We start from the raw sequence: 12,205 nt of genomic DNA on the forward strand, positions 1-12,205 counted from the left end.
TATAATGCTGTGTTTACAAAATGTGTTTACGTTTCTTTACGCCCTTCATAAAAAGAAAACCATATAAGTGACATAATAAAAGCAATAATCGTTGAGCAAATACATATAACTACTCCCATTTGAGTATCTCCTTGTAAGGCATGAAACGAATCAGGTCTCAATCTGTATTCAAAAAAACTACTACACAATCTCATCCCCCACGCACACGGAATGTATTTCCAAATAACCTCTCCCAGCCCGGTAAGCATTAAAGCTGCCAGTAAACTTTCTATAATACCGACTCCAATGGAAGCACCTTTACTAAAGCGAAAGTTCAAGAACAGATGAAATAGATACATAAAGATTTGACATCCAAAAAGTATTAAGGAAATCTCAAAATACAAAGAAAGGGGAAATTCATTCTGCCCTAACAAAACATGAAAACCTGCCGCAAACCCAAAGACTGCCAATATAGTCGAACAAAACCCGCATATTAACAGTAAACAGAATTTACTAATAAATGCTTTCCGCTTTCCGTATTCTGTTGCTAAAAGTTCTGTAAAGTTCCCTGCTAACGCTTCCTGTTCCACAACAAAAGAACATACAACACTAATTAAGAGCGGAAAAGCTATTGATAATACTTGTATATAGCCTGGAACCTTACTCATAGAATCAAGTTTTGAAAAGGAGTAATAACTTAAAAACAGAACAATCCCGATGATTGGCATCACTATGTGTATCCAGAAAAAAATCGTACTCTTCATCTTGAGAAAATCAGCTCTTAATACCCTTGGTAAGACTCCCATTTTAGTTTGCCTCCTGCTTTTCAAACCATTTTGTTGTCATATAAGTGAACAAAATGAACAACACTACCGAAATGATCACGCCTGGCAGTATGACAGAATAGGAAAGAAGTTCTGGCGTAAACGTTACACTCTCTGGTTTTGCATACAAACCATTCGGTAGTATTTTTACAATCGGAATCATGAGTCTGCTTGGATATGTGAATGGATTCATCCACCACATACTTTTTGTTGCAAATAGAATTCCTAAAAATACATTTGCCCCCATATTTAATAGAATTGTGGGAAATAGACCTATCTTGTTACCTAAAAACAAACATATAGGAATTTGCCACATAAAAGTCACGATCAAAACAATGCTTCCTAATAATACATTCATTACAGGAATGATTTGGAAATTCCCTTTATTTACTAGTAAACTAGATAACTGTATGCCACAGAAAAAAATCATGCCGGAACAGATCAAAATTCCTAAAACCAATAATATTTTAGAAATCCATACTTGTTTTAATGAAATGGGTAAAGATAAAATAGCCCGATTATTCATTTTTTTATCCTTCTCGGCAAGAAGTACACAACTTAAAGAAAGCATTCCTGGAAGAATAGTAATGTACCACCAGTTGTAACTAGTTATTTGAAAATACCCCCCCGATATTAATAGAGCAATCAGCATTGGAACTAATGGCGCTAGCCAGATAAGTTTATTCAAAAAAGTATGTCTGATTTTGATTTTTTCAGATACAACATACGTAATCATTTCTTATGCCTCCCTTCTATATTTCCCCGCCACTTGAACAAATAAGTTTTCCAAGTCTGTATTCTTATTCAGTTTCCCCTGATACCCCAATACACCATCCGATATAATCCCAACATGATCTGCAACCTGACTTACTTCGCTTAAAATATGACTGGATAAAATGACGGTAATTCCTTTGCTAGGGAAAGAAAGAATCAATTCTCTTAATTCCTGTATGCCAAAAGGATCCAGTCCATTCATTGGTTCGTCTAATATTAAAAGCTTCGGATGATTCAGTAATGCAATGGCAATTCCCAATCGCTGCTTCATTCCCATCGAAAATTTCCCTGCCTTTTTCTTACCTGTATTCTCTAGCTCTACAACACGCAATACCTCATCAATTCTTGACTTTGGCAATCCTAAAGCAGTCGTACGAACGAGCAAATTTTCTCTTGCTGTTAAATTTTCATAAAGCGGAGGTGACTCAATTAAAGCACCAATAGAATGTAAATCGTGCCGCGTCCATCTATGACCATCAAAATGAATCTCACCAGAAGTAGGCGTAAGCATGCCCGTTATCATTTTCAAAGTGGTCGATTTTCCTGCCCCATTAGGACCTAACAATCCATAGATTGAATGTTTCGGTACAGAAAGCGAAATATTTTGTACCACACTTTGCTTTCGAAATGTTTTGCAAAGATTTTTTGTTTCTAACATAATCTCATTCATTCTAATCTTCCTCCTCGTATATTATGAGTATAGAATAAACGACAATTATAAGGATTCTATAAGGAAAATGAAAAAACATAGGGACAAAGAAAAAGCGCTTTTTGTATAAAGTTAAAAAAGTTGTTTCTGTAGAATCATAGGAAAGGATGGCGTTTTTGTATGTCTATTTCTGTATCTAATGAATTACAACTATTTGCTCAAGAAATTCAAAGTTTCTTATTTCCAAATACCTTACAGGATCTTGCTAGTGATGTTGGTTTTGTTCAGCGAACTAGCAAGTACCAAGCAAAAGATTTAGTCGGTGTTTGGTAGAATATGGCCAAAATGTTAAACTTATTAAGTAAGAGAGGAGAACTAATTAAATGATTAAGCCTTTATATACAGAAAATATTATAGTAGGTGTAAAATATAAAAATAAGTTCAATTGGTATATAACTGAACCGGATTTATGGTATTTAGATTATAATCAAGCTGGGTACTCTCCTAGTGAATATCCAGAAGAAAGAAAAGGCATTAGTATTTTAAATGAGACTACAATAGCTCATTTTTTAGAAGGAATAGAAAAATATGAAAGATTTACAGAAGATATTAGGTTAGAATTTTTAAGGGAACTAAGAACTAATAGAGAAGAAGCCTATTATGATTATAATCCATGTTTCTTGATAGATTTTGAGCGTTTAATTTTTTATTCTAATTATCCGGAATCAATATCTTTTGAAGAATATATTCCGAATAACTGGAGAGGTTATTTACAGCGATTTGATGAACAAGTACTCTATGAGTATAGATACTGGGAAGATAAGAATAAAAGCTATTTAGTTAGAGAGGATTAAGTCACGCAAGAAAATAAATTAACTATGAGGGGTATCACCACATCACTATCAGCCTAAGAAAACAGGTTACCCCCAAAATGATAAATAAGCTTTTTTCACAAGAAAGCCCAAAAATTGCGTTCTGGGGGTGTAATAAAACTTTAGCTTGATGGAGATGGGATGAATTTAAACCTCTAAAAAACCTGAAGATGTCCCCATAGCAATTACGATGTCTTCTTTCTTTAAGAGGTTTTGATTCTTTAATTGATTTATCGTATGGATTACTGTAGCAGAAGAATTTTCAAGAAAAAGACCCTTTGTTAACAGGAATTGTTGATCTTGTTTTGCCTGTTCTTCAGTAACTACTACTGCTAATCCATTAGATTCTTGTAATGCACTTAAAGCTTGGAAAGTCACCGTTGTTCCGTCTAATGATTTCAGCTCAGTTTCTCCAATAAACTCTTCTATATAGTGAACTCCATTTAATACATTTGTTAAACGAGGAAAGGGCTCAACTGCTATCATTTTGGGAAGTTTTATTGTATTTTTATTTAGGGTAATTTCTTTAAAACCTTGCCAAATTCCCCACAATAGGTCTCCCCTGGAAACTGGAACAATGATTTTATTAGGCACTCTTCCTTGCAATTGTTGCAAAATTTCATAGGCAATAGTTTTATAACCTTGAACTCCAATAAAATTACTTCCAACGGGAGGTGTTAAATAGTTGCTGGCAGGGTAAAAACCATTATCGGAATATTCCTTCAATTTAATCCATCTTTCTTCAGATGTATCAGTTAATATTAAGTTTGCTCCATAACCTTTAAGTATTGATTGAATACGATTATTTAAGTTTTTCGAAGCAATTACAACACATTTTATACCTCCGAAAGCCGCATAGGCTGCCAATGAAATCCCTGCGTTTCCACTAGATGCTACAACTACACCTTCCGATCCTGTTTCAATAGCTCTTGTTACAATTAAAGAACTCATTCTATCTTTATGTGAGCCTGTTGGGTTTTGACCTTCGTATTTTATGTAAATTTCCCCAAGTTCTTCTTTACCAATTGATATAGGAATCAATGGGGTATTTCCTTCCCCCATAGAAAAGTAAGATTTATAAGGTAATGCACAAGTAGTATCATCCTGTTTATATATTACTTTTAAACTTGACGGCATATTTTCAACCAAACATCTTGGGCAACCTTCAAAAAAATCAGCAAAATCATAGTTGTTATAACAACGTAAGCATTGCAAATAATTTATTTTAGGATTTTTTTTAATAGTTAATTTCAATGTAAACCATCTCCTAATTTCAAATAATATAATTAATATTTTATTTTGTTTTGCTGCGTTTATATTTCCTTATTCGTTAATTAGTGTAAAATGATTATTGATTATTGTCTAATTGAATTATTCTATGCTGATAATTGATTTTTCAAATAAAGAGGTGATATTCTTGGACTATGAACAAATTAAATCATTCCTTTCTGTAGCAAATCATCGACATTTTACAAAAGCTGCTGACGAACTACATGTAACCCAATCAACAATTACTACTAGAATTAAAAATTTAGAGAGCTATTATGAACAACCTTTGTTTTATCGTTCAAACAAAAAAGTTGAACTTTCTGATTTTGGTAAAGAAATATTACCGTTGCTAGAGAGACAGTTAGAAATAATGGAGAAAACAAAAGACATTGCTAAAGAGTACAAAACGAAAGAAAAGATAATTTGTCTAGGATTAACATATTCTTTATGGAATCCTGTATTAGTGAAGTGGGTTGAACATATACATACTGCTTTTAAAAATATACATTTTAAATTTGTAACAGACCACTCTCCACAAATAATGGAGGGCGTTAAAGATGGTTCTATAGATATTGGAATTGTTTATCATGCTCCATTAAATGATAATATTAAAATTGAAGTAGTGGGGTATGATTATTTTTCCTTATATGGTGCCTCTTCTTTTCATATTAATGAAAGACTTACTTGGAATAACATTATAAACTATCCAATCGTATATCTAGATTGGGGAAGAACTTTTGATGATTGGTTTTTTAGAGAATTCGGTGAATCGTTTACACCCTTTGTGCAAGTCGGCCACAGTAAAACTTTACTGGATTTTGTAAAATCCGGACAAGGAATTGCGTTTATTCCGGATCGAATCGTTGAATCATCAGATGGTTTGGAGAAAGTTCATAAACTTGCATATGAGTCTTTAAATCTGTTATATCCTCAGAAAGTGTATCTCATTGCGAAGTCAACCGCACTTAATAACGAGACTATTCATTATTGCATAGATTCTTTAAAAAAATACTTATTTTAAATACACTTTTTATCAAGATAGAGTAAATTTATATTCATAAAATGAAGAAAACGCTATTCTTTTTGTAGAAATATACAGTTGTTCAACACTTTTAAAAAAGTCTCAAAAACCTTCGTTTTTGAGACTTCTTTATGCTTTCTACTTGATATTGAAATAATGCTATGTTATCTGTCTCAAAACTTGTCTTAAAATCAAAATCTCATTATTCCTTAATTTTAGGCGTGCCGCCTCATCGCCATCAAGCTAAGAAAAGCAAATACCCCATACCCATCAAGCTAAAATTTTATAGTACCCCCAAAACAAAATTTTGTCCTAACTTGTAATAAACAAGTTTATTTTTCATTTTGGGGTGGATTTGTTTTCTTAAGTTGATGAATGTGGGGTAGCATCACTTGCCTACCAACTTAAGAACTTAGTTTCTCTGTACTTTATAATTATGAGTATCATTATAAATTTTATAAACCTCAGATAATTCCTGCTGCGAACGTATTTATACCGAAAATATGAGTAAGGCAAAGGATAAATGCCCAGAACTGGTATGATAGATGTTTTTATAGATTTTAGGCTTGATATTATTTGTTGAAATTTTTTTCGTAAAGATAATGAATAGATACAAACAAAACCAGCAATACACCTTTTCTGTATCATACTGGTTTTGTTGAAGTTCATCTTGAATTGCAGTTAATTTACCGAAATTACAAATTCCGAGTTCGGTGCCCCAGCAAATACAACTGTTCCGTTCTTCGGCAGTTTTACTTTGTTGTTGCCACTCACAACGGTAAAATTAACGCATACTCCCTTTTCATCATATACCACGAACGAACCTTTCGATGGCAATGTCACATTCATCATTTTCCCGGCTGCCGCTTTTGGGATCGTAAACCATTTCGCATGCCCATTTGCTTGCAGCGTAACTTTAGATGATCTCCCTACATCAAGTGGTTTTACATTACTTCCACTTACGTATAACAATCCGGCCATCTCCATATATTCATTGCCACCTTCTGTATAGAAGTGCGTTTCCGTCGTATCACGGCCATTCATCACTGGAATCTGGAGCTGATGCGTTGCTGTGTTTGGACCTATAATTTTTTTGCCATCCCAATAGCCCGCCAAGCCTTCGTCGCGATTAATTTGTGTAATAATAAGTTTCGGTTGTACGAGATATTCAATAGAACTAAATTTCTCATTTACGAGATAGAATTTGACACCTTCCCGCTTCGCCCATGCGGCAGCGGTTTTCTTCGATAACACGTTGTCTTCTAGTTTCTCGGCTAAATAGTGAGTCATCACACCTTGCCCTAAGCCTGGATGCGATTTATATGTGCTCTCCTTCAAATAAGTTCTCCCATTCTTCTCGATCACGAAGTTGAGCTTGGAAGTGCCCTTCTCATTAATAAAGCTTCCATCCGCAGTATATACATATTTTTCTTCTCGATTAGATGTTAAGAACAATTCTCCTTTCTTCGTAATTTCAATTTTGAAATGAGTTTCACTATTGCCATAAAAGCCTGCATTCTTTGCTACGTCTTGAGGCATTTTTACCTTGACTGGCTTGCCAAAGGATTTGTTCGGCTTGACATCCTTAATAGTACCGTTCTCTTTAAGCGCGGCGAGCAGCAATTCAGTTGCCATCAATTGATTTGTAGAGCTTCGTCCACCGGATGACAACACAGCTACTGCCATTCTCTGTTCCGGAAGCACGACTAGTATAGCATGTTGTAGCGCCGTATCGCCGCCCTTAGCCAAAGCTTTTATCTCATATTCACTAAATGGGTATAGTTTCACACTATCCCAGCCAAGACCATAGTTAAAAATATTATCTCCATCCCCTGGCCACATACCTTTTTTATATTCCTCTTGCTCCATCGCTTTGACTACTTTATCAGAGAGGATTCCTTTTCCCTGTCCCATAAATAATTGTGAAAATCGTACCATATCTTCTGCCGTAGAAGATATCCCTCCCGTACCAATCACATTCACTGATTCAATTGGAAGTTGCCCTTGGTACGGAGGAAAATAAAGTCCAGCCCGCTTTTCGTCTCTCCATTTGTCCTGCGGCGTTTTTGTACGATGCATCTTTAAAGGTTCTGTAAACCGTTGATGTAGAAATTCTGTAAAGCTCATACCGCTGACTCTTTCCACTAAAATTTCGGCCAACGTAAAGCCATCGTTGCAGTATACCGAGAAAGCGCCTGGGTCTGCTTTCAAGTTTTGTTTGGACAATTGCTGCAATAAGACATCATGGGCATAGGTATCATTATCGTTAAATAAAAATGCATTACTTAACGTAGAACCTTGCAAGCCAGAGGAGTGATTCAACAACATACGTGGTGTAATACGTTTGTATCGACCGTCTTTCATCTCAAAATCAGGAACATAGCGGACAACAGGAGCATCCAAATCGACTTTTCCTTCATCGACCAATTTCATTACAGCCGCTGTTGCATACATTTTACTGACTGAACCAATCCCGTATAGAGTATCTTTTGTTAGCGGCTGTTTCCCTTCCATATCGTTCTTGCCAGCCTGCCCCGACAAAATAAGTTTTCCATTATCAATTAGCGCATACTGCACGCTAGTCGCCCCATGGGACTTCGTAAGTAACGCCGCCTTCTCTGCTGCAATCTTCTTCAGCTCTTGGCTAGCTACTTCTTCACCAGTTACAACTGTAGTCTTACTGTCAGAAAATACTTTCGCCCCTGTTGGTAGAATCATAGTTAGCGCTAATGCAACGGCTAACACACCAGTTAGCTCATTTTTCATGAGGGAATTACCTCCTTAGATAAGTGATCGATTTTATAATCGATTTTACAATCTGTTTATTCGACTATAAAAATACGATAAAATTTATCCATTCTTCCTCTTAACCTACTTGCTAAATTCAGCAAGTAAAATATTTTTAAAAGGATCAGGACTATCAGCTTTAAGGCTGTTCAAATTGACGGCCAATGTGTGCTTGCCTCCAAGTGTGCCTCCAGCAAAAGTTACAAATCCAGGAATGGTGCCTCCATGTCCCCATATCGATACACCGTTGGAAAGCTTAATTTTAAAAATCCCAAGACCGTAATCACCAAGTTCATCTGTTCCTGTAGGGACTGTAGTAAGCATTTGCTTTAGTTGCTGTTCTTTCAATAAATTACCTCCAAGTAAGCAGGAGAAGAATTTGTTTAAATCATCAGCAGTAGAAATCATATCTCCGGCTGAGCTCCCCATACTTGGATTATAATAAGTAACATCCTTTGGCTCACTTGCCCCGTCTAGTTGGATATATCCACGAGCATGCTTGGTTCCTGGTATCACGCTTGAATTTCCAGGTAAGAATGTATTCGATAATTCAAGCGGTTCAATAATCCGATTTTCAATCTCTTCCGCATAGCTATTCCCAGTTACTTTTTCAATAAGAATCCCTAGTAATACATATCCTGTATTTGAATACGACCAGCTCTTTCCTGGAGCAAAATCTGGGGGCATGGAAATTCCCATCTTTATTAATCCTTCAGCAGTATAAGATTTTTTTGTATCCATCATATTAAAATCCTTTGATCTTGTGTACTCAGCGATACCACTTGTGTGGTTCAATAATTGCCGGATAGTAATCTGTTTATCATCATATCCATTTCCTTGAATGACACCAGGCAACCATTTTTCAATAGAATCGTCTAGATTCAAGCGGTTCTCTCCGGCCAATTGCAGTACAACTGTTGCAGTGAACGTCTTTGTCACGCTGCCAATTCGAAAACGAAAATCTGTTTTCATTGGTTTCTTGGTACTCAGATCCGCTATCCCAGCTGCATAACTCCATGTTTTTCCACCCTCAGAAGTTTTAGCAAGTATCCCTGGATACCCAAGTTGCAATGTATCCCGCATTGCCTCTTTGACGAAATTACGGTCTCTTTGAGTGCTTGTTTGTAACGAACTAGATACATTTTGAATGGACTCCGCTTTTACAATTGAGGTTGGAGTTGTATATAACAGTGAACCTCCAGTTATTAAAATTGCTAAACCTGTAAATGTAATTTGACGATGCTTTTTCATCAAAATATTCCTCTCCCCTATTCATATTTTATAGATGGTTATTTGCTGTTTTTAAACTAATCCGTCTTAACCAAAGACAAAAGGGCGATATTAAATTTGTAACCATTCTTATACCCATTATTTCACAAACGACTTTCTGACCTAAAAAATGGTCTATCCCTTTTTTTCAGATGTATGTTAACTTTTGTAATGTCTCTTTACCTTCATACAAGTCTTATTAATTGATTTGTTTTTTTATATAAATATATAGTATTTGTTCCTCCTCTCACTCTTCTTTACATTTTAATCATACACACTGAAAATCTCTTTTTTCTTACCTATTACTTACAAATTTCTTACGTTCAAAATCACTTATATAATTGATTATTTTTTATTTTAATGACATTTAGTTGTATTAATTTGATAGGAATTTGACGGAATGCAAAAGTTTATTTATTCCGAAAAATAAATTTAAATACATATATACTATTAAATATTTCACCTATACATTTCCTTACGTTATTCCTTATCATATATAGGGGGTCACGTCACATAGCTATCAAGCTAAGGTTTTATACTATCCATTAAGTAAAAAAGACGTTATTCTTTTTGTAGAAATATACAGAAAGAATGGCGTTTTTGTATGAGTCTATCGATTCAGGATGAGTTTCATTTGTTCGCTGAAGAACTACAGCGATATCTATCTCCACATATTCTTCAACAACTCGCACAAGAGACAGGTTTTGTAAAACGTAAAAGTAAGTATGGTGCACGAGATTTGGTTGCTTTATGTATTTGGATTAGTCAACACGTAGCAAGCGATTCTCTCACCCGATTATGTAGTCAACTTTATGCAAATACAGCTACACTGATGAGTCCAGAGGAACTTAATCAACGTTTTAATCGATGCGCTGTTTTATTTCTACAGCGTGTATTTTCTCTTTTAGTCAAAAGCCAACTAAACGATTCATCTCAAATTTCAAATCAATACACTTCTTATTTTCAACGTATACGTATTTTAGATGCTACTATTTTTTAGGTCCCAATCATTTGGCCCCTATTTATCCTGGTTCAGGAGGATGTGCACAAACAGCTGGTATTAAGATTCAGCTAGAGTATGATTTACATAGTGGAAAATCCCTCAATTTTCAGGTGGAACAAGGTAAAAATAATGATAAAACCTTTGGTACAGAGTGTTTAGATACCTTATGCCCAGGAGATTTATGTAATCGAGATTTAGGATACTTTTCTCTAAAGGATTTAGACCAGATGGATCAACGAGGTGTATTCTATGTTTCACGGTTAAAGTTAAATAATAGAGTATATGTGAAGAATGAATCTCTAGAATTCTTTCGGGATGAAACAGTAAAAAAGCAATCTTTATATGTTTTACTTAACCTTGAAGATATTATGCATCAAATAAAACCAGGAGATACTTATGAAATTCGAAATGCCTATATTGGACAACAAAAACTACCGTCGCGGGTTGTAATATACAGACTCACATCAACTCAAATTCATAAACGTAGGAAACAGCAAAATTAGATCCACGGTTAGAATTCAAAGCCCTATTGCCTTGGCAACCAAAAGAGGAATTTTTGTCAAGTTTTCCAGCTTTATGGGCATGGGATTAATATTGTTTATAAAGGAATAATTCATGGATTAACTGGCACACACAGTTTAGTATAGGCTATATGTCATGTTCAATAATTCTTAAAACTTAATATCATTAGTAAAACAAGGGAATGTTTGTAGACCAATCTACACTTCATTCCCTTGTTTTACATATATTACACTCCTATCAATCCTGGAAATATTTCGGTTAGTTGACATTAACTAAATGTTAACCAATAATTAGGAGGACTTCCTTTTTAAAATTATTCTTGATTTTATTGCTATGATTAATAAAATAATACCTAATAAACTTGTAAATATAGGGTAGATTATTGGGAAAAATATACTTGGATACGCACCATTTATATCAGAATGGTACCCCATTAATTTTAGATCTGTATTAGAAAAATTAACAAGGGCTACCCCTAAGTAATTCTGATTTCTTGTAGCATAGCTAAAACTTTCTTCTTTGTAGCTACCATCTTTATTAATGCTAATAATTTTCCATTTTCTTTCTTCTAAAGGATAACCATTACTTGTTATCCTCTGTAGAAAATATATTTGTTCTTCACCACTTATTTTATTTTTTACAGTTAACACATCTAGCCACGAAAAATATCTCCCATCTCTTGGATCATTAGAAATTAATATCTCATCAGGAGTAGAAACTTCTACCCCATTTATAAAAAGATGGGCCTTAACTACTCCACTGGAAGGAGTTCTTTCTTCCAATATCTTGATATGTACATCATCTATTTTTATTTCCTCAGCATCTAGTACATTCTCAAAACCTTCACTGTCTTTATAAGCATGATGTATTTCATATGTATCTGCAATTTTTTTACTTATCCAGTCCTCCCTAATAATATTGAACATGGGAATACAGGAAGGAACCAACAACACGAATGAAAAAATAAAATAAAAATAAGCTTTATTCATTTGTTTTCTCCTGACTAAAAATTTCAATATTTAGAATTTTATCATAAATAGATAGTATCTTGAATACCTGGCATAATGAACTCTTTTCTTCAAATGAAAAACACCTCCACTTAATTCACATTTAGTATGCGAATTAAGGAGGTGTTTTTTTCATGTCCCATTAATGGGGTTCACTTTATTCTCCATGGTTCTTTATTTTGGTATAACAGCGTTTATTAGATGTTCTATGCGTTTATGCCGCGAAAGT

General features: G+C 34.6%; 10 protein-coding genes and 1 pseudogene. 4 read left to right on the forward strand and 7 right to left on the reverse strand.

What is annotated here, in order from left to right; translation table 11 throughout:
* Nucleotides 1-26: 26 nt before the first annotated feature.
* Genes BLV40_RS12185 through BLV40_RS12195 form a run of 3 tightly spaced genes read right to left on the reverse strand, consistent with a single transcriptional unit; the run spans nucleotide 27 to nucleotide 2,247 of the window.
* The gene (locus tag BLV40_RS12185; protein WP_090690357.1) at nucleotides 27-785 is read right to left on the reverse strand and encodes a lantibiotic immunity ABC transporter MutG family permease subunit; all 759 of its coding nucleotides are present in this window, start codon (nucleotides 783-785) and stop codon (nucleotides 27-29) included.
* A gap of 1 nt (nucleotide 786) precedes the next feature.
* A complete protein-coding gene (locus BLV40_RS12190) occupies nucleotides 787-1,539 on the reverse strand; it encodes a lantibiotic immunity ABC transporter MutE/EpiE family permease subunit (protein ID WP_090690360.1) in 753 nt (250 codons plus the stop codon).
* A 3-nt stretch (nucleotides 1,540-1,542) separates the two neighbouring features.
* Nucleotides 1,543-2,247 (reverse strand): lantibiotic protection ABC transporter ATP-binding protein, encoded by a 705-nt coding sequence (locus BLV40_RS12195; RefSeq protein WP_090690363.1) that lies wholly within the window; start codon nucleotides 2,245-2,247, stop codon nucleotides 1,543-1,545.
* A gap of 159 nt (nucleotides 2,248-2,406) precedes the next feature.
* Here BLV40_RS12195 and BLV40_RS28570 point away from each other — a divergent pair, with 159 nt between their 5' ends.
* Together BLV40_RS28570 and BLV40_RS12200 are read left to right on the forward strand one after the other, a co-directional pair.
* On the forward strand, nucleotides 2,407-2,559 hold the full coding sequence (locus tag BLV40_RS28570) for a hypothetical protein (RefSeq protein ID WP_155924335.1): 153 nt from the start codon (nucleotides 2,407-2,409) through the stop codon (nucleotides 2,557-2,559).
* 50 nt (nucleotides 2,560-2,609) lie between these two features.
* On the forward strand, nucleotides 2,610-3,080 hold the full coding sequence (locus tag BLV40_RS12200) for a hypothetical protein (protein ID WP_090690365.1): 471 nt from the start codon (nucleotides 2,610-2,612) through the stop codon (nucleotides 3,078-3,080).
* 165 nt (nucleotides 3,081-3,245) lie between these two features.
* Here the strand turns inward: BLV40_RS12200 and BLV40_RS12205 are convergent, their stop codons facing one another.
* Entirely contained in the window at nucleotides 3,246-4,352 is a 1,107-nt protein-coding gene (locus tag BLV40_RS12205) for a pyridoxal-phosphate dependent enzyme (RefSeq protein WP_090690368.1), read from the reverse strand.
* A 163-nt stretch (nucleotides 4,353-4,515) separates the two neighbouring features.
* On the opposite strand from BLV40_RS12205, the gene BLV40_RS12210 reads away from it, so the two are divergent.
* On the forward strand, nucleotides 4,516-5,388 hold the full coding sequence (locus tag BLV40_RS12210) for a LysR family transcriptional regulator (protein WP_170833650.1): 873 nt from the start codon (nucleotides 4,516-4,518) through the stop codon (nucleotides 5,386-5,388).
* Between the two features lie 681 nt (nucleotides 5,389-6,069).
* Here BLV40_RS12210 and BLV40_RS12215 read toward each other — a convergent pair.
* Together BLV40_RS12215 and BLV40_RS12220 are read right to left on the reverse strand one after the other, a co-directional pair.
* A complete protein-coding gene (locus BLV40_RS12215) occupies nucleotides 6,070-8,154 on the reverse strand; it encodes a serine hydrolase domain-containing protein (RefSeq protein WP_090690373.1) in 2,085 nt (694 codons plus the stop codon).
* A gap of 105 nt (nucleotides 8,155-8,259) precedes the next feature.
* The gene (locus BLV40_RS12220; RefSeq protein ID WP_090690376.1) at nucleotides 8,260-9,426 is read right to left on the reverse strand and encodes a serine hydrolase domain-containing protein; all 1,167 of its coding nucleotides are present in this window, start codon (nucleotides 9,424-9,426) and stop codon (nucleotides 8,260-8,262) included.
* A 622-nt stretch (nucleotides 9,427-10,048) separates the two neighbouring features.
* Here BLV40_RS12220 and BLV40_RS12225 point away from each other — a divergent pair.
* Nucleotides 10,049-10,911, forward strand: a pseudogene (locus tag BLV40_RS12225) (IS4 family transposase); the annotation flags it as partial.
* Nucleotides 10,912-11,259: 348 nt separating this feature from the next.
* Here the strand turns inward: BLV40_RS12225 and BLV40_RS12230 are convergent.
* Complete coding sequence (locus BLV40_RS12230) at nucleotides 11,260-11,958, reverse strand: hypothetical protein (RefSeq protein ID WP_090690380.1); 699 nt, start codon at nucleotides 11,956-11,958, stop codon at nucleotides 11,260-11,262.
* Between the last annotated feature and the right edge of the window lie 247 nt (nucleotides 11,959-12,205).

It is taken from the genome of Bacillus sp. 166amftsu (assembly GCF_900107445.1).
Classification (GTDB): domain Bacteria; phylum Bacillota; class Bacilli; order Bacillales; family Bacillaceae_G; genus Bacillus_A; species Bacillus_A arachidis.